At 70.1% G+C, this 23,634-nt stretch carries 23 protein-coding genes; 19 read left to right on the forward strand and 4 right to left on the reverse strand.

What is annotated here, in order from left to right:
* Positions 1-14: 14 nt before the first annotated feature.
* Positions 15-1,526 (reverse strand): serine/threonine-protein kinase, encoded by a 1,512-nt coding sequence (locus ASE87_RS04865; protein WP_056226367.1) that lies wholly within the window; start codon positions 1,524-1,526, stop codon positions 15-17.
* Positions 1,523-2,860, reverse strand: a complete 1,338-nt coding sequence (gene coaBC / locus ASE87_RS04870; protein WP_082452293.1) for a bifunctional phosphopantothenoylcysteine decarboxylase/phosphopantothenate--cysteine ligase CoaBC — start codon at positions 2,858-2,860, stop codon at positions 1,523-1,525. Before coaBC ends, ASE87_RS04865 begins: the two co-directional genes overlap by 4 nt.
* 178 nt (positions 2,861-3,038) lie before the next feature.
* On the opposite strand from coaBC, the gene ASE87_RS04875 reads away from it, so the two are divergent.
* From ASE87_RS04875 to ASE87_RS04890, 4 genes are all read left to right on the forward strand, one after another.
* Positions 3,039-3,785 carry an NRDE family protein gene (locus ASE87_RS04875; protein WP_056226370.1) on the forward strand — a complete coding sequence of 249 codons (747 nt, stop codon included), beginning with the start codon at positions 3,039-3,041 and terminating at the stop codon, positions 3,783-3,785.
* 154 nt (positions 3,786-3,939) lie between these two features.
* The gene (locus ASE87_RS04880; RefSeq protein ID WP_043592870.1) at positions 3,940-4,794 is read left to right on the forward strand and encodes an amino acid ABC transporter substrate-binding protein; all 855 of its coding nucleotides are present in this window, start codon (positions 3,940-3,942) and stop codon (positions 4,792-4,794) included.
* A gap of 2 nt (positions 4,795-4,796) precedes the next feature.
* A complete protein-coding gene (locus ASE87_RS04885; protein WP_056226373.1) occupies positions 4,797-5,462 on the forward strand; it encodes an amino acid ABC transporter permease in 666 nt (221 codons plus the stop codon).
* Positions 5,452-6,255 (forward strand): amino acid ABC transporter ATP-binding protein, encoded by an 804-nt coding sequence (locus ASE87_RS04890; protein ID WP_043592707.1) that lies wholly within the window; start codon positions 5,452-5,454, stop codon positions 6,253-6,255. Before ASE87_RS04885 ends, ASE87_RS04890 begins: the two co-directional genes overlap by 11 nt.
* Positions 6,256-6,333: 78 nt before the next feature.
* On the opposite strand, the gene ASE87_RS04895 is transcribed toward ASE87_RS04890, so the two are convergent.
* Positions 6,334-7,560: a cobalamin-independent methionine synthase II family protein gene (locus tag ASE87_RS04895; protein ID WP_056226376.1), complete on the reverse strand. Its 1,227-nt coding sequence runs from the start codon at positions 7,558-7,560 to the stop codon at positions 6,334-6,336.
* A gap of 176 nt (positions 7,561-7,736) precedes the next feature.
* Here ASE87_RS04895 and ASE87_RS04900 point away from each other — a divergent pair, with 176 nt between their 5' ends.
* The 15 genes from ASE87_RS04900 to ASE87_RS04970 all read left to right on the forward strand — a co-directional run bounded on the left by ASE87_RS04900 (position 7,737) and on the right by ASE87_RS04970 (position 22,929).
* Positions 7,737-9,089, forward strand: a complete 1,353-nt coding sequence (locus ASE87_RS04900) for an aminotransferase class V-fold PLP-dependent enzyme (protein ID WP_369813996.1) — start codon at positions 7,737-7,739, stop codon at positions 9,087-9,089.
* Positions 9,086-9,535 carry a Fe-S cluster assembly sulfur transfer protein SufU gene (gene sufU / locus ASE87_RS04905; RefSeq protein WP_056226379.1) on the forward strand — a complete coding sequence of 150 codons (450 nt, stop codon included), beginning with the start codon at positions 9,086-9,088 and terminating at the stop codon, positions 9,533-9,535. Before ASE87_RS04900 ends, sufU begins: the two co-directional genes overlap by 4 nt.
* A 194-nt stretch (positions 9,536-9,729) precedes the next feature.
* Positions 9,730-11,667, forward strand: coding sequence for a threonine--tRNA ligase (gene thrS / locus ASE87_RS04910; protein WP_056226891.1), 1,938 nt, complete (start codon positions 9,730-9,732; stop codon positions 11,665-11,667).
* 2 nt (positions 11,668-11,669) lie between these two features.
* Positions 11,670-12,254, forward strand: a complete 585-nt coding sequence (locus tag ASE87_RS04915; protein WP_043592713.1) for an HIT domain-containing protein — start codon at positions 11,670-11,672, stop codon at positions 12,252-12,254.
* A 23-nt stretch (positions 12,255-12,277) separates the two neighbouring features.
* Positions 12,278-13,192 carry a pyridoxal 5'-phosphate synthase lyase subunit PdxS gene (gene pdxS, locus ASE87_RS04920; protein ID WP_043592715.1) on the forward strand — a complete coding sequence of 305 codons (915 nt, stop codon included), beginning with the start codon at positions 12,278-12,280 and terminating at the stop codon, positions 13,190-13,192.
* 19 nt (positions 13,193-13,211) lie between these two features.
* A complete protein-coding gene (gene pdxT / locus ASE87_RS04925; RefSeq protein WP_056226382.1) occupies positions 13,212-13,820 on the forward strand; it encodes a pyridoxal 5'-phosphate synthase glutaminase subunit PdxT in 609 nt (202 codons plus the stop codon).
* A 37-nt stretch (positions 13,821-13,857) separates the two neighbouring features.
* Complete coding sequence (locus ASE87_RS04930; RefSeq protein ID WP_056226386.1) at positions 13,858-14,619, forward strand: YebC/PmpR family DNA-binding transcriptional regulator; 762 nt, start codon at positions 13,858-13,860, stop codon at positions 14,617-14,619.
* Between the two features lie 9 nt (positions 14,620-14,628).
* Positions 14,629-15,204 carry a crossover junction endodeoxyribonuclease RuvC gene (ruvC, locus tag ASE87_RS04935; protein WP_056226390.1) on the forward strand — a complete coding sequence of 192 codons (576 nt, stop codon included), beginning with the start codon at positions 14,629-14,631 and terminating at the stop codon, positions 15,202-15,204.
* Positions 15,201-15,815, forward strand: a complete 615-nt coding sequence (ruvA, locus tag ASE87_RS04940) for a Holliday junction branch migration protein RuvA (protein ID WP_056226393.1) — start codon at positions 15,201-15,203, stop codon at positions 15,813-15,815. Before ruvC ends, ruvA begins: the two co-directional genes overlap by 4 nt.
* Positions 15,812-16,837, forward strand: coding sequence for a Holliday junction branch migration DNA helicase RuvB (gene ruvB / locus ASE87_RS04945; RefSeq protein WP_043592723.1), 1,026 nt, complete (start codon positions 15,812-15,814; stop codon positions 16,835-16,837). The genes ruvA and ruvB overlap by 4 nt, the downstream gene beginning before the upstream one ends.
* 79 nt (positions 16,838-16,916) lie before the next feature.
* A complete protein-coding gene (gene yajC / locus ASE87_RS04950; RefSeq protein ID WP_043592725.1) occupies positions 16,917-17,330 on the forward strand; it encodes a preprotein translocase subunit YajC in 414 nt (137 codons plus the stop codon).
* A gap of 96 nt (positions 17,331-17,426) precedes the next feature.
* On the forward strand, positions 17,427-19,190 hold the full coding sequence (gene secD, locus ASE87_RS04955) for a protein translocase subunit SecD (protein ID WP_056226396.1): 1,764 nt from the start codon (positions 17,427-17,429) through the stop codon (positions 19,188-19,190).
* Complete coding sequence (secF, locus tag ASE87_RS04960; RefSeq protein ID WP_043592728.1) at positions 19,190-20,200, forward strand: protein translocase subunit SecF; 1,011 nt, start codon at positions 19,190-19,192, stop codon at positions 20,198-20,200. The genes secD and secF overlap by 1 nt, the downstream gene beginning before the upstream one ends.
* On the forward strand, positions 20,197-20,547 hold the full coding sequence (locus tag ASE87_RS04965; RefSeq protein ID WP_056226399.1) for a rhodanese-like domain-containing protein: 351 nt from the start codon (positions 20,197-20,199) through the stop codon (positions 20,545-20,547). Before secF ends, ASE87_RS04965 begins: the two co-directional genes overlap by 4 nt.
* Before the next feature lie 237 nt (positions 20,548-20,784).
* Positions 20,785-22,929 carry a bifunctional (p)ppGpp synthetase/guanosine-3',5'-bis(diphosphate) 3'-pyrophosphohydrolase gene (locus tag ASE87_RS04970; protein WP_231567017.1) on the forward strand — a complete coding sequence of 715 codons (2,145 nt, stop codon included), beginning with the start codon at positions 20,785-20,787 and terminating at the stop codon, positions 22,927-22,929.
* Here the strand turns inward: ASE87_RS04970 and ASE87_RS04975 are convergent.
* Positions 22,908-23,549 carry a type IV toxin-antitoxin system AbiEi family antitoxin gene (locus tag ASE87_RS04975; protein WP_056226402.1) on the reverse strand — a complete coding sequence of 214 codons (642 nt, stop codon included), beginning with the start codon at positions 23,547-23,549 and terminating at the stop codon, positions 22,908-22,910. The two genes, ASE87_RS04970 and ASE87_RS04975, sit on opposite strands and share 22 nt — an antisense overlap.
* Between the last annotated feature and the right edge of the window lie 85 nt (positions 23,550-23,634).

Genomic DNA, 23,634 nt, shown 5'->3' on the forward strand with positions numbered 1-23,634 from the left:
ACTTGCGGCTGCCTCTAGGGGGTGCCGGTTCCTGTCCCGAGACCGATTCCGTTGCCCCGGCCGTTTCCGTTGCCGTTGTTGCCCGGTCCGCCGTTCCCGTTCCCGTTGCCGTTTCCGCTGTTGCCGGGCCCGCTGTTGCCGCCGGGGACGTCGACACCGGGAACGTCGACCGTCGGGGGCGTCACGGGGTCGACCGTCGGCTGCGTCGTCGGCTCGACCGGCGCCTCCTGGGTGGGGCTCACCTCATCGGAGGGAGCCGGGTCCGCCGGTGACTCGTCGGTGGAGTCGTCGGACGGCGACGGCGAGTCCTCGTCCGACGACTCGGACGGCGTCGTCGACGGATCCCTCTCGACGCTCGGACTCGTGCTCTCCGTCGGATCGACCGTTCCCTCGTCGCGGGTGGCGGCCCAACCGATGCCGGCCGCCAGGAGCACCGCGACGACGATCGCCGCCAGCACGAGCGGCCAGCGCCGGCGCTTCCGCTTCCCGTCGTCGGGCTCGACGTCGGCGACGAGGTCCGTCGCGTCCGCCCTGGAGGCCGCTCCCGCTCCGAGCACCTGCGTGCGAGCGTCGTCCCGGGTCAGGGCCCGGGTGGGCGTGTCGCCGCCGGGCAGAGCGGCCGTCGGCACGTCGGGAGCGGCCATGACGCGCGTGACGGCGTCGGTGGACCCGGCTCCCTCGACGGCCAGCGTGCGGGCCGCACGGGCGACCTCCGTGGCGGCCGGGCGGTCCTCCGGTGCACGCGAGGTCATGCGCGTCAGCAGCTCCGCCCACCCCGAACCGATCGAGGCCGGGATCTCGGGGTCTCGAGTCAGGCGAGCCATGACGGACTCGACGACCGAACCCGTGAAGACGCGTTGCCCGGTCAGCGCCTCGACCAGGACCAGACCGAGCGAATAGACGTCGGACGCGGGGGCCGGCGGTCGCCCCTCGGCCTGCTCCGGGCTGACGAAGGCGGCGGTGCCCATCAAGGTGCCCGTGGCCGTCACCCGCGTCGAGTCGATCAGGTAGGCGATCCCGAAGTCGGCGAGCTTCGCCCTGCGGGGCTCGCCGTCGTGGTGCGGTGCCGCGAGCAGGATGTTCGCGGGCTTGACGTCCCGGTGGACGACGCCCGCACGGTGGACCGCCGCCAGGCCGTCCGCGACGTCGCCGAGCAGCGCCGCGGCCTGGGCGTGTGACAGCGGCCCGTCGGCGAGCACGGTCTGCAGGGTCGGACCGTCGACGTACTCCATCACGAGGTAGGCGTCGTCGTCGTGGCCCTCGCCCTCGACCCGGGCGTCGTAGAGCGTGACGAGCCCCGGGTGGTTGAGGGAGGCGAGGAGGCGCACCTCGCTGACCTGCCGACTGAGGTCGTGGACGTCGTGCCCGTCCGACGAGAAGAGCTTGACGGCGACCACCCGACCGAGGTCGAGGTCGTTCGCTCGGTAGACGGCCCCCATGCCACCGCGACCGACGATCGCGTCGAGGCGGTAGCGACCGCCGACGGTCGTGCCGAGGCGGGGGTCGGCCTGCTCGCGGGGGCTCATGCGCGCCCTCCCGACGACGCGGCGGGGAGCACCGGAGACGTGCCACCACCCGACCCACGACCCACGACACGACGGAGAGCCACGGCGTCGAGCACCGTCTCGGCCACGGCGGTCTTCGTCCCCTCGGCCTCGGACACCACCTCGCCGTCGGCGTCGATCACCACGACCGCCGTGTCGTCGCTGCCGAAGCCGGTCGTCCACCCCACCGTGTTGAGGACCAGCAGGTCCGCTCCCTTCCGCCGCTGCTTGGCGCGCCCGAGCGAGAGCAGTTCGTCCCGGTCGGCCGCCGTCTCGGCCGCGAAGCCGACGACCACCTGCCCCACGGCCCGACGGGCCACGAGCCCGGCCAGGACGTCCGGGGTGCGCACCAGACGGACGGTCAGTTCGTCGCCCGATTCGTCCTTCCGGATCTTCCCGTCGGCCACCGAGACGGGCCGGTAGTCGGCGACCGCCGCGGCCATCACGACGACGTCGGCGACCGGCGCGTGCTCGGTCATCGCGGCCTCGAGTTCGAGGGCCGTGCCGACCTCGACGACGTCGATGACGTCGCCCGTCTCGAGCATCTGCCGCACGGCTCCGTCGAGGGCAGCGGCGACGACGGTGACGCGTGCGCCGCGTCGGGCAGCGGCCAAGGCGAGAGCCGCTCCCTGCTTGCCGCTGGATCGGTTGCCGACGAACCGCACGGGATCGAGGGGTTCGCGGGTGCCGCCGAGGGAGACGACCAGCCGCAGGCCGTCCAGGTCGGCGACCCGCGCCTCCTCGTCCCGATCGCCCGGGACGGCGGCGGGGGAGGCCGCGCGACCGGTCGCGTCGGAGAACCGGGCGAGGGCCGTGGCGACGATCTCGTCGGGCTCGACGAGACGCCCGGGTCCGACGTCGCCCCCGGTCAGCGGTCCGTCGTCCGGCCCGACGACGGTCACCCCGCGCGACCTCAGCAGGTCGACGTTCGCGACCGTGGCCGGATTCAGCCACATCTCGGTGTGCATGGCGGGTGCGACGACGAGCGGTGCGGTGCTCGCGAGGATCGTCGTGCCGAGCAGGTCGTCCGACAGCCCGTGGGCGATCTTGGCGAGGGTGTGGGCGGTCGCCGGTGCCACGACGATCAGGTCGGCCCGTTGCCCCAGCGCCACGTGCCGTACCTCGGCGACGTCGTCGAAGACGGACGTGTGCACGGGGTTGCGGCTCGTGGCCTCCCAGGTGGGTGCCCCGACGAAGCGAAGGGCGGCCTCGGTCGGCACGACGTGCACGTCGTGACCTCGGAGCACGAGGCCGCGGACGACCCCCACGGCCTTGTACGCCGCGATGCCGCCCGAGACGCCGACGACGACGGACAAGCGACGCGGGGCGTCGGCGGGGGAGGAGCGGGGGTGGTCGTGCGTCACGGTGGGCCTCGTCGATCCATGCGTCGGTCGGCCGACCCGGAGCCGGGTCGGTAGCGTTGCCCCCCACGATGCCGCATCCCGCGGCCGAGCGTCGGCCCCGCCCCGACGAGACCCCACGCTGAGGACCCCCATGTGCACCGTCGTCGTCGCCGTCCAGCCGAGCGAGCCCTGGCCCGTCGTCTTCCTGGGACTCCGTGACGAGTCGCCCGACCGCCCCTGGGACGAGCCGGGCCCCTGGTGGCCCGACCTCGGCGAGCGGGTGACCGGGGTACACGACCGCGAGGCGGGCGGCGCGTGGTTGGCCACCGCCCGGGGGCCGAGTCGTGCGAGCGTCGTGTTGAACCGTCACGAGACGCCCGCACCGCCGGCCGGCGGATGGACCACCCGAGGCGCCCTGCCCCTGAGGGCGGCCGCCGGCGGCGTCCTGCCCGACGGCCCGCAGACGACCCGCACCTTCAACCTGCTCACGGCGGACGCAGGAGGCGCGGTGCACTCCCTCTGGGACGGCATCGCCACCGAGACGGTCCGCCTCGCCCCCGGGGTGCACCTGCTCACGCACGCCGCCCCCGACGACCGGTCCGTGCCGCGTGTCGACCGCTGGCTGCCTCGGTTCCGTGACGTCGCGCCTCCGACCGGTCCGTTGCCGGCGGCGACCGAGGGCGAGGGCAGCTGGACGCCGTGGCTCGACCTGCTGCGCGAGAGCAGCGCCCTGCCGACGGACGACGACGACGCGCTCGTGCGGGCCGACCTGGTCGACGGGCACCTCTTCCACTCGCTGTCGCTCAGCACCGTCGCCGTCTCGGCCGACGACGTGGCCCACCGGCACGTGCGCCTCGACGGCGCCCCCTCGGTGGCGGAGGCGATCGCGCGACGCTGACGGGTGCGTGGCGACGCCGCCGGGTGCGCGACGACGCCCGGCCTCCGTGGCCGCCACGTCATGCGGAGTCATCGGGAATCCCGTCCGCCCCCGCGGCGTTAGTGTCGGGAGGCTCGTCCGACCCCCGAGCCGCAGCAAAGGAACCCTCGTGAAGATCACCGCCGTCCGCACCGTCCGTCGACTCGCCTCCGTCGGCGTCGTCGCCGCCGCCGCCATCGCGCTGGCAGCCTGCGCGCCCGCCTCCACGGACGGGGTCGTCCAGTCCACCGGCAGCGCGACCGCGGACACGAGCGCGGCGAAGAGCTTGTCCGACATCCAGGCGGCCGGCGAGCTCGTCATCGGCACCGAGGGCACCTACCAGCCGTTCACCTACCACGAGGGCGGGGCCGGCGCACTGACCGGCTACGACGTCGACGTCGCCACGGCCGTCGCCGAGAAGCTCGGCGTCACCCCGACCTTCGAGGAGACGCAGTTCGACGCCCTGCTCGCCGGGCTCACCGCCGGCCGCTTCGACCTCGTGGCGAACCAGATCTCGATCACCGACGAGCGTGAGGCCACGTACGACTTCTCGACGCCCTACACGGTCAGCCGCGGTGTCGTCATCACTCCCGCCGACAACACCGACATCACCTCGCTCGCCGACCTGAAGGGCAAGACGACGGCCCAGTCGCAGTCGAGCAACTTCTACACGACCGCCAAGGACGCGGGCGCGGACGTGCAGGTCGTCGAGGGCTGGGCCCAGTCGGTCGCGCTCCTCGAGCAGGGCCGCATCGACGCGACGGTCAACGACGAGCTGACCTTCCTCGACTACGTCAAGACCAACCCCGACCAGGCCGCCGGCATCAAGATCGCGGCGACCACCGACGACGTGTCGCGCTCGGCCCTGGTCACCACCAAGGGCAGCGACGACCTCGTGACGGCGATCGACGACGCCCTCGCCGAGCTGAAGGCCGACGGCACGCTGGCGACCATCAGCGAGAAGTACTTCGGCCAGGACGTCAGCGAGTAGGCGTGCAGTCCTCCGTCGACCTCTTCTGGCGGTCGCTCTGGCCGATCGTGTCGGGGGCGCTCGTCGCGTCGATCCCGCTCGCCTTCGCGTCGATGGCGATCGGGCTGGTCATCGCCGTCGTCATCGCGCTGATGCGCCTGTCGGGCCAGACGGTCCTCGCGGGCATCGCCCGGGTCTACATCTCGATCATCCGGGGCACGCCGCTGCTCGTGCAGCTCTTCGTCGTCTTCTACGGCCTTCCGTCGATCGGCGTCAAGCTCGATCCCTGGCCCAGCGCCATCATCGCGTTCTCCTTGAACGTCGGCGGGTACGCGGCCGAGGTCATCCGCGCGGCCATCCTCTCGGTGCCCAAGGGGCAATGGGAGGCCGCCCACACGATCGGCATGTCGCGGGGGCTCGCCCTGCGGCGGATCATCCTGCCGCAGGCGGCCCGCGTCTCGGTGCCGCCGCTGTCGAACACCTTCATCAGCCTGGTCAAGGACACCTCGTTGGCGAGCGTCATCCTCGTCGTCGAGCTCTTCCGTCAGGCGCAGCAGATCGCGACGGTCTCGAACCAGTTCCTGCTCATCTACCTCGAGGCCGCCCTGGTCTACTGGGTGATCTGCCTGATCCTGTCGTTCGGGCAGGACGCCCTCGAGAAGAGATTGGACCGCCACGTTGCCCGCTGACGTCACCCCGCCCCGGCCCTCCGGCGCGACCGGTGCCCCCGTGCTGACCGTCCGAGGCCTGCACAAGGCGTTCGGCGCGAACGAGGTGCTGCGCGGCATCGATCTCGAGGTGCACCGCGGACGCGTCGTCGCCATCATCGGCCCTTCGGGGTCGGGCAAGACGACTGTGCTGCGGTCGCTCAACAGCCTCGAGGTGCCCGACGGGGGAGTCGTCACGCTCTCCGACGGCCGCTCCATCGACTTCGGCACGACGGTCGGCAAGCGCGACCTGCTGGCCCTCCGCGACCGCTCGTCGATGGTGTTCCAGCACTTCAACCTGTTCCCGCACCTCACGGTGCTGCAGAACGTGGTCGAGGGACCGGTGCGCGTCCAGGGACGCGATCCGAAGGAGGCGCGGGCCGAGGCCGAGGCGCTCCTCGCGCGCGTGGGCCTCGCCGAGAAGGCCGGCGCCTACCCGGCCGAGCTCTCGGGAGGCCAGCAGCAGCGCGTGGGCATCGTGCGCGCGCTCGCCCTGCGGCCCGAACTCTTGCTCTTCGACGAGCCGACCTCGGCCCTCGACCCCGAACTGGTCGGTGACGTGCTCACCGTCGTGAAGGAACTCGCCGACGAGGGCTGGACGATGATCGTCGTCACCCACGAGCTCGAGTTCGCCCGACGGGTGGCCGACGAGCTGCTCTTCATGGACGCCGGCGTCGTCGTCGAGCGGGGCCGTCCCGCCGACGTCTTGTCCCGCCCGCGCGAGGCCCGGACGCAGCAGTTCCTTCAGCGGGTGCTCAAGCCGCTCGACGACTGACGGGACGTCCGCGCGACGATCGACCCGCGCCTCCTCGATCGGGGACCAGGAGGCGCGGGTCGACTCCGCCGCGGACGCTCAGCCGAACAGGCGGTGCGAGGCGATGCGCGCGCCCTCGCCGAGCGAGGCCAGCTTGGCGACGGCGATCTGCGGGTGGATGCGACCGCCCAGGCCGCAGTCGGTGGAGGCGACGACGTTCTCGGGGCCGACCAGGGAGGCGAACCGTTCGATGCGGTCGGCCACGAGTTCGGGGTGCTCGACCACGTTCGTGGCGTGGCTGACGACCCCCGGCACGATCTTCTTGCCCGCGGGCAGCTCGACGTCGCGCCAGAGCTTCCACTCGTGGTCGTGACGGACGTTGGCCGCCTCGAACGAGTAGGAGCCCGCGTCGATCTCGAGCATGAGGTCGACGATGTGGCGGAACTCCACGTCGGTCGTGTGCGGGCCGTGCCACGAGCCCCAACAGAGGTGGAACCGCACCTGCTCGGGCGGCAGGCCGCGGAGGGCGTGGTTGAGCGCCTCGACCCGGATGCGGGTGAACGCGCGGTAGTCCTCGACGCTCGGCTCGGGGTTGATCTGGTCCCAGTTCTCGGCGATCGAGGGGTCGTCGATCTGCACGGTCAGGCCGGCCTCGACGATCGCCGTGTACTCCTCGCGCAGCACCTCGGCCCAGGCCCAGATGTGCTCTTCGTCGGTGGCGTAGAAGTCGTTCGCGATGCGGGCTCCGCTGCCCGGTGACAGCGAGGTGATGAAGCCCGAGGGCGAACCGCTCGCCTCGAGGCCGGCCTTGAGGTTGGCGATGTCCGAGGCGATGGCGGCCCGTCCGACGTACGCCAGCGGGCCCGTCGTGCTCGGGAACGGCGTGGCGCCCGAGCCCGTGCCGATGCCCGAGGTCGGGTCGGTGTAGGCGTCGTGGAACGTCTGCCAGTCGCGACGGTCGGGGAACGACGTCAGCCGCACGTCGCCGGGGGAGGACCGCACGGCCGGCTGGCTGAAGATGTCCGACCCCGTCAACGAGAGACCGCTCACGCGCTGGAACGAGTACGACCACCAGGCGCCGTAGTCGACGGCGCTCGTCATCGCCTTGCCGTACTCGCCGTCGCCGACGATGGTGATGCCGAGATCGTTCTGGCGCCGGACGAGATCGACGACGGCGTCGGTCAGCAGGGCGTCGAACTCGGGCGTGCGCTCGAGGGTGAAGCCGTCCTCGCCGAGGGCGCGCGCGTCGTTCGCGGCGATCAGCTCGGGTGTGCGCGGCAGGCTTCCCGCGTGGGTGGTCTCGATGCGGCCGGGGGTGGTCGTCATGGTGTGCTCCGTTCGTCGCCACCACTCTGGCCCCGACCCCCGACGTGTGCGACGTGCGCGACACGGGGCGTCACAGCCACAGGGTCGGGAACACCGCGCGGCCGTCGGCCGTTGCGTCCCGTGTCGGCCGGAGCCGGGCCCCTCGGGGTGCCTCGCTACGATCGACGGGAAGGGACATCGTGACCACCACCTCCTCCGCACCATCCACCGCCCGTCCGGGGCTGTCCGACGAGGACGCCCGCCGTCTGCGCGCCGACTTCCCGCTGCTTCGGCAGGAGGTCAACGGCGAGCCGCTCGCCTACCTCGACTCGGGGGCGACCGCCCAGCGGCCCGCATCCGTGCTCGCCGCCGAGCGCCGCTTCCTCGAGACGACGAACTCGGCCGTGCACCGTGGGGCGCACACGCTCGCGGCCCTGTCGACCGAGGCCTACGAAGAGGCACGCGAGACCGTCGCCCGCTTCGTCGGTGCCGACGTCGACGAGATCGTCTGGACCTCGAACGCGACCGACGCGCTCAACCTCGTGGCGTACGGCGTCGCGAACGCCACGCACGGCCGGGGCGGCGAGGCCGCGCGACGCTTCGCCCTCGCACCCGGTGACGAGATCGTCGTCACCGAGGCCGAGCACCACGCCAACCTCGTCCCGTGGCAGGAACTCGCCGCGACGACGGGCGCCACGGTGCGTTTCGTGCCCGTCCGCGACGACGGCACCTGGACCACCGCCGACGCGGCGTCCGTGATCGGACCCCGCACGCGCCTCCTCGCCTTCGCCCACGTCTCGAACGTCACCGGCTTCGTCGCGCCCGTCGCCGAGCTCGTGGCGCTGGCGCGCGCCGTCGGCGCCCTCGTCGTCCTCGACGCGTGCCAGTCGGCGCCGCACCGACCCGTCGACCTGCACGGCCTCGACGTCGACTTCGCCGCGTTCTCGGGCCACAAGATGTTGGGGCCCACGGGCATCGGCGTCCTCTACGGCAAGGCCGAGCTGTTGAACGCCCTGCCGCCCTTCCGCACCGGCGGGTCGATGATCACGACGGTCACGATGGAGGGCGCCGAGTACCTCCCCGCCCCGCAGCGCTTCGAGGCCGGTACGCAGCCCGTGTCGCAGGCCGTGGCCCTCGCCGAGGCCGTGCGTTACCTCGACGCCGTCGGCATGGACCGCGTACGCGAGCACGAGGAGGCCCTCGCCGACCTGCTCGTCCGCGGTCTCGACGCGCTCGACGGCGTCACGGTCGTGGGACCGCCCGCCGGGGTGCCCCGGTCGGGACTCGCCAGCTTCGTCGTCGACGGGGTGCACGCCCACGACGTCGGCCAGTTCCTCGACGCCCGGGGCATCGCCGTGCGCGTCGGCCACCACTGCGCCCAACCGCTCCATCGTCGCCTCGGAGTGACGGCCACGACGCGCGCCAGCACGTACCTGTACTCGTCGAGCGACGAGGTCGACCGGCTGGTCGCCGGGGTCGCCGAGGTCCGCGACTACTTCGGCGTCGCGGGCCCGACGGCCGCCGACGAGAAGGCCGAGGAGGCGCGGTGAGCGCCGCCCTCGACGGCCTGTACCAGCAGGTCATCCTCGATCACGCCAAGGCGCGGCACGGCGACGGCGAGCTGCCCGGAGCCGACGTGCAGCACCACGAACGCAACCCGACCTGCGGTGACGAGATCACCGTCCGCGTCGCCCTCGAGCCCGGCACCGACCGCATCGCCGACCTGCGCTGGCAGGGCGCGGGGTGCAGCATCTCGATGGCCTCGGCCTCCGTGCTGGCGCAGTTGGCCCCGGGTCGCACGCTGCCCGAGTTCGATGCGCTCGTGGGGGAGTTCCGCGAGATGATGCGGTCCCGGGGCGCCGGTGAGCCCGACGACGAGGTGCTCGGCGACGCCGTCGTGTTCCACGGGGTCTCGAAGTTCGTCATGAGGGTCAAGTGCGGCATGCTCGCCTGGGTCGCGGCCGAGGCCTGCTCGACCGAGCTGCGCGCCGCCTGAGCCGTCCCGCGGGCGCGTCGTCCACCGGGGCGGTCCCGGCCGGACCGTGGTCGGTCGACGGCTAAAGTGGTCCCCGCCCCTCGACGATAGGAACCACCGCCGTGTCCGACCAGACCGACCTCGACCCGACCGCCTCCCCAGCCCCGTCCGGCCTCTCGGCCGTCGAGGCCACCGAGACGACGACCGGCTTCGAGCTGTTCACCGACAAGGCGGTCGTGGCCGTCCGCGTGGCCGGCGAGCTGCGAGACCTGGCGACCGAGCTGCAGGCGGGCGACGTGGCCGAGCCGGTCACGATCGACTCACCCGACGGCCTGGCGATCCTGCGCCACTCGGCGGCGCACGTCATGGCCCAGGCCGTGCAGCAGATCAACCCCGAGGCGAAGCTCGGCATCGGGCCGCCCGTCACCGACGGCTTCTACTACGACTTCGACGTCGCCGAGCCCTTCACCCCCGACGACCTCAAGGCGATCGAGAAGGGCATGGAGCGCATCATCCGCCAGGGCCAGCGTTTCCGTCGCCGCGTCGTCAGCGATGACGAGGCCCGCGTACTGCTCGCCCACGAGCCGTTCAAGCTCGAGCTGATCGGGCTCAAGGGCGGCTCGGCCGACGAGCTCGGAGCCGACGGCGAGTCGGTCGAGGTCGGCGGGGCCGAGCTCACGGTCTACGACAACCTCGACCCGAAGACCGGCGAGGTCGTCTGGTTCGACCTCTGCCGCGGGCCGCACGTGCCCAGCACGCGCCTCCTGGGCAACGCCACCAAGCTGATGCGTGTGGCGGCCGCCTACTGGCGCGGGTCCGAGAAGAACCCCCAGCTGCAGCGGATCTACGGCACGGCGTGGCCCACCAAGGACGACCTCCGCGCTTACCAGGCCCGACTCGAGGAGGCCGCCAAGCGCGACCACCGCAAGCTCGGCGCCGAGCTCGACCTCTTCTCGTTCCCCGACGAGATCGGCTCGGGTCTCGCGATCTTCCACCCCAAGGGCGGCATCATCCGTCGCCAGATGGAGGACTACTCGCGCGAACGCCACGAGAAGGCCGGGTACGAGTTCGTCTACACGCCGCACATCACCAAGGCGGCCCTGTTCGAGACCTCGGGCCACCTGGGTTGGTACAAAGACGGCATGTTCCCGGCGATGCACCTCGACGAGGCGCGCAACGACGAGGGCGAGATCACCCGTCAGGGTGCGGACTACTACCTCAAGCCGATGAACTGCCCGATGCACATCCTCGCGTACCGGTCGTCGGCCAAGTCGTACCGCGACCTGCCTCAGCGCCTGTTCGAGTTCGGCACGGTGTACCGCAACGAGAAGTCGGGCGTCATCCACGGCCTCACCCGCGTGCGCGGCATGACCCAGGACGACGCGCACATCTTCACCACCCGTGACGACATGGCGGCCGAGCTCAAGGGCACCCTCGACTTCGTCCTCAGCCTGCTGCGCGACTACGGACTCGACGACTTCTACCTCGAACTCTCCACGAAGGACCCCGAGAAGTACGTGGGCGACGACGCCACCTGGGACGAGGCGACGGCGACCCTGCGACAGGTCGCGGAAGAGACCGGTCTCGAGCTCGTGCCCGATCCCGCCGGTGCGGCGTTCTACGGGCCCAAGATCTCGGTCCAGGCGCGCGACGCGATCGGGCGCACCTGGCAGATGTCCACGGTCCAGCTCGACTTCAACCTGCCCGAGCGATTCGACCTCGAGTACACGGCGGCCGACGGGTCCCGGCAGCGACCGGTGATGATCCACCGGGCGCTGTTCGGCTCGATCGAGCGTTTCTTCGGCGTGCTCACCGAGCACTACGCGGGTGCGTTCCCGGTCTGGCTCGCACCGGTCCAGGTCGTGGCGATCCCCGTCGCCGACGAGTACGGCGACTACCTCGACGGGGTCGTGGCGCGCCTCCGCGACGTCGGCGTCCGGGCCCAGGTCGACCACAGCGACGACCGCATGCCGAAGAAGATCCGGACGCACACCAAGGCCAAGGTGCCGTTCCAGCTGATCGCCGGCGAGGACGACCGTGCGGCCGGTGCCGTCAGCTTCCGCTACCGCGACGGCTCGCAGGAGAACGGCGTGCCGCTCGACGAGGCGATCGCGAAGATCGTCGCGGCCATCGAGACCAAGGCCCAGGTCTGAGCGTGGGCGCCGACGGGACCACAGCCGAGCGCTCCTCCGACTTCGCCGCGGTCCCCGACGCCTTCCAGCGACTCTGGACGCCCCATCGCGCCGTCTACGTCGAGGCGGGCCAGGATGCCCATGACGACTCCTGCCCGTTCTGCAGTGCCCCGTCGAGGTCCGACGACGAGGCCCTCATCGTGGCGAGGGGCGAACACGCCTACGTGTTGCTCAACCTCTACCCCTACAACCCCGGCCACCTGTTGGTCTGCCCCTACCGGCACGTCTCGACCTACGACCTCGCGACGACCGACGAGGTGGCCGAGATCGCGTCGCTGACGCAGACCGCCATGCGGGTCCTCACCCGGGTGTCGCACGCGCAGGGCTTCAACATCGGCATGAACCAGGGGCAGGTCGGCGGAGCCGGCATCGCCGCCCACCTGCACCAGCACGTGGTGCCCCGTTACGGCGGCGACTCGAACTTCTTCCCGATCATCGCGCAGACGAAGGCCGTCACGCAGTTGCTCGGCGACGTCCGCGTCGCGGTCGCCGAGGCCTGGCCGACCGGAGGCGCCGGTCCTGTCCCGGCGGCGTCACCCGACCGCTGATCGGGCCTAAGATAGGGGCCATCATGAGCGACACGACCCCTGCCTCCAGCCAGTCCTCCACCACCGGTTCGAGCCGCGTCAAGCGCGGTCTCGCCGAGATGCTCAAGGGCGGCGTCATCATGGACGTCGTCAACGTGGAGCAGGCGAAGATCGCCGAAGACGCCGGAGCGGTCGCCGTCATGGCCCTCGAGCGCGTTCCCGCCGACATCCGGTCGCAGGGCGGGGTCGCCCGCATGAGCGACCCCGACATGATCGACGAGATCGTCGCCGCCGTGTCGATCCCCGTCATGGCGAAAGCCCGCATCGGCCACTTCGTCGAGGCGCAGATCCTGCAGACCCTCGGCGTCGACTACATCGACGAGTCCGAGGTGCTGAGCCCCGCGGACTACGTGAACCACATCGACAAGTGGAACTTCACCGTCCCCTTCGTGTGCGGGGCCACCAACCTGGGCGAGGCGCTCCGCCGCATCACCGAGGGTGCGGCCATGATCCGCTCCAAGGGCGAGGCCGGCACGGGTGACGTGTCGGAAGCGACCAAGCACATCCGCACGATCTCCAAAGAGATCGCCCAGCTGCGGGGCCTCAAGGCCGACGAGCTCTACGTCGCCGCCAAAGAGCTGCAGGCTCCCTTCGAGCTCGTGAAAGAGATCGCCGAGACCGGCAAGCTGCCCGTCGTCCTCTTCACCGCCGGGGGCGTCGCGACGCCCGCGGACGCGGCGCTCATGATGCAGCTCGGCGCCGACGGCGTCTTCGTCGGTTCGGGCATCTTCAAGTCGGGCAACCCGGCCGACCGCGCGAAGGCGATCGTCAAGGCCACCACCTTCTTCGACGACCCCCAGGTCGTGGCCGACGCCTCGCGAGGTCTCGGCGAGGCCATGGTGGGCATCAACGTGCCCGATCTCCCCGCACCCCACCGCCTCGCCGAGCGCGGCTGGTGACCCCCGGGGTCGATCGTCGGTGACCACCGAACCAACGCCTCGAGTCGGAGTCCTGGCCCTGCAGGGCGATTTTCGTGAGCACCTGGCCGTCCTCACCTCGCTGGGGGCCGAGGCCGTGCCCGTCCGCCGTGCGTCCGAGCTCGACGAGATCGACGGCCTGGTGATCCCGGGTGGCGAGTCCAGCGTCATGGACAAGCTGTCGCGCATGTTCGGCCTCGACGAGCCCCTCCGACGCGCCATCGGGTCAGGTCTTCCTGTCTACGGCACGTGTGCCGGGCTCATCATGCTCGCGGACCGCATCGTGGACGGCATCCCGGGGCAGCAGAGCCTCGGCGGCCTGGACGTCTCGGTGCGGCGCAACGCCTTCGGCTCGCAGACCGAGTCGTTCGAGACCGACGTCGACGTCCCCGTGCTCGACGGCCCGCCGGTGCACGCGGTGTTCATCCGGGCCCCGGTGGTCGACGAGGTCGGGCCGGCCGCGACGGCCATCGGCGTCCTCGAGGACGGCCGGGTCGTCGCCGTCGAACAGGGCCCCCTGATGGGCACCTCGTTCCACCCCGAGGTCACCGACGACCTCAGGTTCCACGCGCGGTTCCTCGACAAGGCCCGTGCGCGGGCGTCGCGGTAGACTCGTCGCGATCCACGTCAGCATCTGAAGGAGCACCGTGTCCGGGCATTCCAAGTGGGCAACGACCAAGCACAAGAAGGCCGTCATCGACAGCCGCCGTGCCAAGTCGTTCGCCAAGCTCATCAAGAACATCGAGGTCGCGGCCAAGCAGGGCGGTGCCGACATGTCCGGCAACCCCACGCTGGTCGACGCCGTCCAGAAGGCCAAGAAGACCTCGGTCCCCAACGACAACATCGACCGCGCCGTCAAGCGCGGCGCCGGTCTGAGCGGCGAGAGCGTCGACTACCAGACCATCATGTACGAGGGCTACGGCCCCAACGGCGTCGCCCTGCTGATCGAGTGCCTCACCGACAACAAGAACCGTGCGGCCGCCAACGTCCGCACCGTCATGTCGCGCAACGGTGGCACGATGGCCGACCCCGGCAGCGTGGCCTACAACTTCAGCCGCAAGGGCGTCATCGCCGTCATGAAGACCGACGACCTCACCGAGGACGACGTCCTCGCGGCCGTCCTCGACGCCGGGGCCGAAGAGGTCACCGACCGCGGCGAGGGCTTCGAGATCGTGACCGAGGCCTCCGACCTGGTCCCGGCCCGCTCTGCCCTCCAAGAGGCCGGCATCGACTACGACTCGGCCGACATCGAGTTCGTCCCCGGGCTCAAGATCGAGGTCGACCTCGAGACGGCCCGCAAGGTCTTCCGCCTCATCGACGCCCTCGACGACGACGACGACGTGCAGAACGTCTATGCGAACCACGACGTCCCCGCCGACGTGCAGGCCGCGCTCGACGACGAAGACTAGGCCGACACGGTGACGCTCCGGGTGCTCGGCATCGACCCCGGGCTCACCCGGTGCGGGGTCGGGGTGGTCGAGGTCGACGCCCAGCGGCGCGCGACCCTGGTCGACGTCCAGGTCATCCGCACCGCCCCCGAACTTGCTCTCGAGTTGCGTCTCCTCGCCCTCGGTCGCGGTCTCGAGGCGCTCATCGACGAACACCGGCCGGACGCCATGGCGATCGAGCGGGTCTTCGCCCAGCAGAACGTCCGCAGCGTCATGGGGGTTGCGCAGGTCAGCGGCCTCGCCCTGCGTGCCGCAGCCGAACGCGAGATCCCCGTCACGCTGCACACGCCGTCCGAGGTGAAGGCGGCCGTGACCGGGTACGGGTCCGCCGACAAGAAGCAGGTCGGCACGATGGTCGCCCGCTTGCTCGGGCTCGCCGAGGCCCCCCGGCCGGCAGACGCCGCCGATGCCTTGGCCCTGGCCATCTGTCATGCCTGGCGGGGCGCGCCCGTCGCCGCCCGCGCCTCCTCGGGGTCGCTCACCCCTGCCCAGCGAGCGTGGCGCGACGCCGAGAAGTCGGTGCGCACTCCTAGGCTGGGGGCATGATCTCGAGTGTCCGCGGTACCGTCCTGTCCGCGTCCGGCACGTCGGTCGTGGTCGAGGTCGGCGGGGTGGGCCTCCGGGTGTCGGTCACCCCGCAACTCGCGCTGACGGTTCGCGTCGGCGAGCAGGCGCTCGTCCACACGGCGTTGATCGTCCGAGAAGACGACCTCTCGCTCTTCGGGTTCGCCGACCGGGAAGAACTCGAAGTCTTCGACCTGCTGCGCAGCGTCACCGGCGTCGGGCCGAAGTCCGCCCAGGGCGTCCTCTCGACGCTCACACCTCATCAGGTCGCCACCGCTGTGGCCGACGACGACGACGCCGCGTTCCGCCGCGTCTCGGGCATCGGTCCCAAGACGGCCAAACTCATCGTCCTGTCGTTGGCCGGCAAGCTCGACGTCGCACCGACCGCGCCGACCGTCACGGCCGCGTCCACGACGGCTGCCGACGTGCTCGTCGCGCTGGTCGGGCTCGGCTGGTCCGAGCGTGAGGCCCAGGTCGCCATCGACACCGTCGTGGCCGACCGGGGCGACGTCGTCGCGGTGGCCGTGCCGCAGCTGTTGCGCGCGGCTCTCGGTCACCTCGGGCCGCAGAAGTCCGCCGGGGCCCGCGCGTGACCGACGACGACCTGACCCGACCCACCCTCGAGTCCGAGGCCGAGTTGGCCTTCGAGGGGGCGCTGCGGCCCACCTCGCTCGGCGAGTTCGTCGGGCAGACCAAGGTCCGGGGCCAGCTCGAGCTGTTGCTCAAGGCCGCGACCATGCAGGGCCGCACGCCCGACCACATCTTGCTCGCCGGGCCGCCCGGGCTCGGCAAGACGACCCTGGCGATGATCGTCGCCCACGAGGGGGCACGGCCGCTGCGCATGTCGTCGGGTCCCGCGATCCAGCACGCCGGTGACCTCGCCGCCGTCCTCTCCGCACTCGTGCCGGGTGAGGTGCTCTTCATCGACGAGATCCACCGCATGGCGAGACCCGCCGAAGAGATGCTCTACCTCGCGATGGAGGACTATCGCATCGACATCATGGTGGGCAAGGGAGCGGGCGCGACCAGCATCCCGCTCGAGCTGTCACCCTTCACGCTCGTCGGCGCCACCACCCGCAGCGGACTGCTGCCGAATCCCCTGCGCGACCGCTTCGGCTTCACGGCGCACCTCGAGTTCTACGACGAGGCCGAATTGACCGAAGTCCTCCGTCGGGCCGCGACGCTGCTCGGCATCGTCATCGACGGTGCCGCCCTGGCCGAGATCGCCGGACGCTGCCGCGGCACCCCCCGCATCGCGAACCGACTGCTCCGACGCGTTCGCGACTACGCGCTCGTCCACGGGCGTGACGCAGACCTGACGACCGTGCGCGAGGCGCTCGACCTCTACGACGTCGATTCGTTGGGGCTCGACCGCCTCGACCGCGAGGTCGTCCAGACGGTGTTGACCCGCTTCGGCGGCGGGCCCGTCGGCCTCAACACGCTCGCGGTCTCGGTGGGCGAAGAGGCCGACACGATCGAGTCCGTCGTCGAACCCTTCCTGGTCCGCGTCGGCCTGCTCACCCGCACGCCCCGAGGACGCATCGCGACTCCCGAGGCCTGGCGGCACTTCGGCCTGGCGCACGCCTCAGGGGCGCTCTTCGGCGATGACCTATAATTCCTGCAGGTCCGAGGCCGTCGCTCGCTGAAGCGAGTCCCGCTCGGCCCACACCCCCAACAGCGAAAGGGAGTTCCGCATGGATCCCGCAACCCTCATCATGGTCCTCCTCCTGGTGGTCCTCGTGTTCTTCATGTTCCGCAACAAGAAGAAGCGCGACCGTCAGCAGGCCGAACTGCAGAACAAGCTCGTCCCCGGGGTCGAGGTCATGTTGTCCTTCGGCGTCTACGGCACCGTCGTCTCCATCGACGACGAGAACAACGTGGCCGAGGTCGAGGTCTCACCCGGCACCGTCCTCAAGGTCCACCGTCAGACCCTGGGCCGCGTCGTCGAACCGGTCATCGACGAGCCCGTCGCCGACGACGCCGACTCGCTGACCGATGGCAGCACCGAGCGTGACCGCGTCATCGGCGACGCGCCCGAGTTCGGTGAACGCGCCTCGTCCGCACCGGTCGACTCGACCGTCGCCAAAGACACCGACAACAAGGCCTGACCTGACGACCGTCCCGGCTGCCTGGCGCGGTCGGGTCCGATGCACGGCGCGCGCTCCGGGTGAGCGCGCGCTCCCATGAGAAAGCAGAGTTCCTCCGTGGCACGCTCGACGCCGGTGAAGAAAGCAATACGATCCCTGACCTGGTTGTTGGTCATCATCGCCGGCCTCACGGCCCTGAACGGCACCGCCACGTTCTTGAACGACTCGGGTCGCGACGGGTGGTGGAACGGAGCCAGCTGGGTGCCCGAGCTCGCCCTCGACCTCCAGGGCGGGACGCAGATCACCCTCGCGGCCCAGCTCCAGAGCGGCGAGACGGTGTCGTCGCAGCAACTCGACCAGGCCGTCACGATCATCCGGCAGCGCATCGACTCGGCCGGCGTCTCGGAATCCGAGATCACCAAGCAGGGCACGCAGAACATCGTCGTCTCCATCCCGGGACGACCCGACAACGCGACCCTCGAGCGCATCGAGGCATCCGCCAAGCTGACCTTCCGTCCGGTGCTCTATACCGAGGCGGTCTCGAACGCCGCGGTCGGCGGAGAGGGCGACGGTGCCACGGCCAGCCCGACCGCCACGCCGTACACCCCCAATCCCGACCTCGAGAGCACGCCGACGGCCTCGCCGACGAACGCGTCCGACCTGTCGTGGATCACCCCTCAGCTGGCCGACCTCTACCAGAACTACGACTGCGCAGCCGAGAACGACCTGGCCACGGCGCGTGACGACGAGCCTCTCGTGACCTGCTCCACCGATGGCACGGCCAAGTACATCCTCGGTCCGGTCGAGGTGCAGGGCTCCGACATCAGCGACGCCACGAACGGCCTCGCCGCCGACGCGCAGGGCAACTCGACGAACACCTGGGCGGTCAACCTCGAGTTCAACGGTCAGGGCACCGACCGCTTCTCCGAGGTCACCTCTCGCCTGGTCTCGTTGCAGGCGCCCCAGAACCAGTTCGCCGTGACCCTCGACAACCAGGTCATCACGGCTCCCTCCGCCAACGCGGCCATCACCGACGGCCGGGCACAGATCACGGGCCAGTTCACGCAGGACTCCTCGAAGACCCTCGCCGACCAGCTCAAGTTCGGCGCCCTGCCGTTGAGCTTCTCGGTCCAGAGCAACGAGACGATCACCGCGACGCTCGGACAGACCCAGCTGGTCAGCGGTCTGATCGCCGGGCTCATCGGCCTGATCCTGGTCGTCATCTACTCGCTCATCCAGTACCGTGCCCTCGCGTTCGTGACGGTCCTGTCGCTCGTGATCGCCGCGGTCCTCACCTACCTCGTGATCGCCATCCTGTCCTGGCGCGAGGGCTACCGTCTCTCGCTCGCGGGGGTGACGGGTCTGATCGTGGCGATCGGCATCACGGCCGACTCCTTCATCGTCTACTTCGAGCGCATCCGCGACGAACTGCGTGACGGTCGCATCCTCGAGAGCGCCGTCGAATCGGGCTGGAAACGCGCCATCCGCACCATCGTGGCCTCCGACACGGTCAACTTCCTGGCGGCCATCACGCTCTTCATCCTCGCCGTCGGCAACGTCAAGGGTTTCGCGCTCACCCTGGGCATCACCACGGTGATCGACCTCATCGTCGTCTCGCTGTTCACCCACCCCATGCTCCAACTGATCGCCCGGACGCGGTTCTTCGGCGAGGGGCACTCGTTCAGCGGGCTCAACCCCCGTGCCCTCGGCGCCGTCTACCGGGGGAGGGCACAGTTCCGCACCCCTGCTGCCGTCGGTCGCAAGGGAGCGGGCGGCCGCGAGGCCGTCAAGCGTCAGACCATCGCCGAGCGCAAAGCCGCCGAGAAGAACACCGAGCGGGTCGACACGTCGACCGCCGGTGAAGGGAAGAAGGACTCCTGATGGCCAGTTTCTCGAAGTTCGGCAACGACCTCTACACGGGTGCCCGTTCGTACGACATCGTCGGTCACCGTCGGCGTTGGTACTGGATCGCGGCCCTCGTGATCCTCATCTCGGTCACCGTCCCGTTCCTCCGCGGCGGCTTCCACTTCGGCATCGAGTTCACGGGCGGATCCGAGTTCCAGATCGCGCAGCCGGCCGAGCTGGACCAGGACGTCGCCTCGTCGACCGTCGACGAGGTCGTCCCGGGGTCGAACCCTCGGGTCACCCAAGTCGGCACCGACACGATCCGGGTACAGACCTCGCAGCTCGAGGCCGCCCAGACGAACGACGTGGCCGCCGCCTTGGCCACGGCGTACGACGTCCCCGACGACCGGGTCACCTCGTCCTTCATCGGTGCCTCGTGGGGCGCCGACATCACGAGCCAGGCCATCAAGGGGCTCGTGATCTTCCTTATCCTCGCGGCGATCGGCATGACGCTCTACTTCCGCACCTGGAAGATGTCGCTGGCGGCCATGGCCGCGCTGCTGCACGACCTCGTGTTGACCGCGGGCATCTATGGCATCGTCGGCTTCGAGGTCACTCCGGCGGCGGTCATCGGCTTCCTCACGATCCTCGGCTACTCGCTGTACGACACCGTGGTGGTGTTCGACAAGATCCGGGAGAACACCACCGACGACGGTGAGGGTTCACGACGCACGTTCGGGCAGTCCGTGAACCTGGCGGTCAACCAGACACTCGTCCGATCCATCAACACGTCCGTCGTGGCGCTCCTTCCGGTCGCGGCCATCCTCTTCATCGGGGCGTTCGTCCTCGGCGCCGGCACCCTTCGAGACATCTCGCTGGCCCTGTTCATCGGCATCCTGGTCGGCACCTATTCGACGATCTTCATCGCCTCGCCTCTGTACGCCACCCTTCGCCTGCGTGAGCCCGACATCGCCAAGCGGGACGCCCGGAAGCTCGAGGCACAGAAGACCGAGCCGCTCAGCGTCGACGAGACGGTGGGCGCATGATCGGCCATGATCGCCGACCCGAGATCGGGGCCGCCGCTGCGATCGACGCCCTGTCCGAGGGCACCTACCTGCTCGACGTCCGAGAGCAACACGAGTGGGACGAGGCGCACGCGCCCGGTGCGACGCTCATCCCGCTCTCGGAGTTGAACGATCGGGTCGACGAGGTTCCCACCGACCGCCCCGTCCTCGTCGTCTGCCACTCCGGCATGCGCTCGGCCCGCGCAACGGATGCCCTTCGCGGCATCGGCGTGGACGCCCGGAACGTGGTCGGCGGGATGCTCGCCTGGCGCGACGCCGGCGGCGCGGTGATGGCCGGAGACGATCACCCCGAGTCGTCGGCCGACTGACGGCCGACGGGTACCCTTGACCCCACGGAGTCCACGTCCGACCACGACGGTCGGTGGTGTCACTCCGCCCCGAGAGAACGAGGTGCTGCCGTGACCGAGATCACCACACGGAACAACTCCGCATCGTCCGAGGCGCCCGGTGGTCAGAACACGGCCTCGTTGCGCACGCTCCTGCCCCGCCTCTTCTCACGGAGCCAACCCGCCGGAGCAGTCGACCGGTTGATCAAGACGGTGCGCATGCACCATCCCAAGGCCGACATCGTCCTCATCGAGCGGGCGTACTCCGTCGCCGAGAAGGCCCACACGGGTCAACTCCGCAAGAGTGGAGAGCCCTACATCACCCACCCGGTCGCCGTGGCACAGATCCTCGCCGACCTTGGCATCGGTTCCAAGACCATCGCGGCAGCGCTCCTCCACGACACCGTCGAGGACACCGACTACACCCTGGCCATGCTGCAGCGCGACTTCGGTGACGAGATCGCGATGCTCGTCGACGGCGTCACGAAACTCGACAAGCTCAAGTACGGCGACAGTGCACAGGCAGAGACCGTCCGCAAGATGGTCGTCGCGATGTCGAAAGACATCCGCGTACTCGTCATCAAGTTGGCCGACCGGCTGCACAACGCGCGCACCTGGGGCTTCGTCGAGTCCGCGTCGGCCACCCGCAAGGCCACCGAGACCCTCGAGATCTACGCGCCACTGGCCCACCGACTCGGCATCCAGACCATCAAGTGGGAGCTCGAGGACCTGTCGTTCGCCGTCCTCCATCCCAAGCTCTACGTCGAGATCGACAACCTGGTCAAGCAGCGCACACCGCAGCGCGAGCAGTTCGTCCAGAACGTCATCAACGCCGTGAAGTCCGACCTCAAGTCGACGAAGATCCGCGGCGACGTGATGGGTCGTCCCAAGCAGTACTACTCGATCTACCAGAAGATGATCGTCCGTGGTCGCGAATTCGACGAGATCTACGACCTCGTCGGCATCCGCATCCTCGTCAACTCGCTCCGTGACTGCTACGCCGTGCTGGGGTCGATCCATGCCCGGTGGAATCCCATCCCCGGCCGCTTCAAGGACTACATCGCGACGCCGAAGTTCAACCTGTACCAGTCGTTGCACACGACCGTGATCGGGCCCAAGGGGCGACCCGTCGAGATCCAGATCCGGACCCACGAGATGCACCAGCGGGCCGAGTTCGGCGTGGCCGCCCACTGGAAGTACAAGCAGCGCATGAACGGCGGGCGGGACGACCAGGGCGGGGCCAAGACCGAGACCGACATGGCCTGGCTCGCGCACATCTCGGACTGGCAGGCCGAGACCGCCGATCCCAGCGAGTTCCTCGACAGCCTCCGGTTCGAGATCGGTGCCAAAGAGGTCTACGTCTTCACGCCCCAGGGCAAGGTGATCGGCCTTCCGTCGGGTGCCACCCCGGTCGACTTCGCCTACGCGGTGCACACGGAGGTCGGCCATCGCACCATGGGCGCGAAGGTCAACGGGCGACTCGTTCCACTCGAGAGCGTCCTGTCGAGCGGTGACGTCGTCGAGGTCTTCACCTCCAAGAACCCCGACTCGGGGCCGAGTCAGGACTGGCTCGCCTTCGTCAAGAGCCCCCGCGCCCGGAACAAGATCCGCCAGTGGTTCACGAAAGAGCGCCGCGACGAGGCCATGGAGCAGGGCAAGGACGCCATCGCCCGGGCCATGCGGAAGCAGAACCTGCCGCTGCAGAAGCTGATGACGCAGGACAGCATCGCCGAAGTCGCCGCCACCATGCGATACGACGATGTGTCGAGCCTCTACGCCGCCGTCGGCGAGGGCCACATCTCCACCCAGTCCGTCATCGAGAAGATCCTCGCGGCGGTCCACACGCAGACCGAGGTCGACGAGGGCGAGTTCGAGTTCCCCAGCCAGGGTCGGGCACGGCCGCTGCGCAACAGCGACTCGGGCGTGCTGGTCCGTGGGGCGCCCGACATCTTGGTCAAGCTCGCCAAGTGCTGCACGCCGGTGCCCGGCGACCAAATCGTCGGATTCGTGACGCGTGGTCAGGGCGTCAGCGTCCACCAGGCCAACTGTCACAACGTCCAGGGTCTGCTGAAAGAGCCCGAACGGATGATCGAGGTCGAGTGGGCCCCGTCGTCGAAGAGCGTCTTCATGGTGCAGATCCAGATCGAGGCCCTCGATCGCAGCGGATTGCTGTCGGACGTGACCCGCGTGCTCTCGGAGCACCACGTGAACATCCTTTCTGCAACGGTGTCCACCTCCACCGAGCGGCTCGCTCTCAGTCGGTTCGTGTTCGAGATGGGTGACACCACGCACCTCGACCGCGTCCTGAACGCCGTCCGACGCATCGACGCCGTGTACGACGTCTACCGGGTCAGCGCCGGCTGAGTCACGGTCGGCCGAGCCCGACGGGGCGGGTGTGCGTTGTCTCGGGACGATTCGTCCTTCACCTGAACGAGACGATCGGCCGCGCAGACGACATCGAGGCGGTCGACCGTCCGCGCTCGGTGGGGGAGGCGCCCACGTCGATCGAGGACGGCGACCGCAGCGGTGGACGTGACGCCTTGCTGAGTCGACACATCCCGTGCGGCCGCCTCGTCCTGCGGCGTCCAGTTCTCACGGCGGGCGAGGTCGACAACGGTTCGGGCCGGTGTCGTGACGGCCACACCGTGGACGACGACGATCTCGTCGTCGTCGATGACGACCTGTCGGATGACCGACCCCCGGCCTCGATGTTTCACCCTCGCCGGCGATGCCACCAGCCCGGAGTGGGGGAGCGGCGCCGGCCCTCGGGCTCCCCAGACCCAGGCGGCCGTCCGCTCGGCAGCGACGACTCCGGCCCCGAGGGCGAGCCCGACCGCGATGGCCCGACCCACGTGATCGTCGATCTCGGCGACGCTGCGCCACGAATCACCGACGGCGTAGACCTGGCCGTCCAGCGCTGCCGCCCGCAGTTCGGTTTCGGGCAGGTGGGCTTTGGTCAGGACCAGGGGGAGTCGCTCAGTCATGTGCCCACCCTGGCCGACCTCGCCGGCGAAGACGGACCGCCCGACCCTCCCTGTGGAGAGTCGGGCGGTTCACGACGTCGGTGGG

It is taken from the genome of Frigoribacterium sp. Leaf44 (genome assembly GCF_001421865.1).
Lineage (GTDB): Bacteria > Actinomycetota > Actinomycetes > Actinomycetales > Microbacteriaceae > Frigoribacterium.

Bases quoted from the DNA above. Each gene is read 5' to 3' on its own strand.
- ruvA (WP_056226393.1), top strand. From the start codon at position 15,201: ATGATCTCGAGTGTCCGCGGTACCGTCCTGTCCGCGTCCGGCACGTCG.
- ASE87_RS04895 (WP_056226376.1), bottom strand. From the start codon at position 7,560: ATGACGACCACCCCCGGCCGCATCGAGACCACCCACGCGGGAAGCCTG.
- secF (WP_043592728.1), top strand. From the start codon at position 19,190: ATGGCCAGTTTCTCGAAGTTCGGCAACGACCTCTACACGGGTGCCCGT.
- ASE87_RS04965 (WP_056226399.1), top strand. From the start codon at position 20,197: ATGATCGGCCATGATCGCCGACCCGAGATCGGGGCCGCCGCTGCGATC.
- ASE87_RS04875 (WP_056226370.1), top strand. From the start codon at position 3,039: ATGTGCACCGTCGTCGTCGCCGTCCAGCCGAGCGAGCCCTGGCCCGTC.
- ASE87_RS04970 (WP_231567017.1), top strand. From the start codon at position 20,785: ATGCACCATCCCAAGGCCGACATCGTCCTCATCGAGCGGGCGTACTCC.
- ASE87_RS04865 (WP_056226367.1), bottom strand. From the start codon at position 1,526: ATGAGCCCCCGCGAGCAGGCCGACCCCCGCCTCGGCACGACCGTCGGC.
- pdxS (WP_043592715.1), top strand. From the start codon at position 12,278: ATGAGCGACACGACCCCTGCCTCCAGCCAGTCCTCCACCACCGGTTCG.
- ASE87_RS04975 (WP_056226402.1), bottom strand. From the start codon at position 23,549: ATGACTGAGCGACTCCCCCTGGTCCTGACCAAAGCCCACCTGCCCGAA.
- yajC (WP_043592725.1), top strand. From the start codon at position 16,917: ATGGATCCCGCAACCCTCATCATGGTCCTCCTCCTGGTGGTCCTCGTG.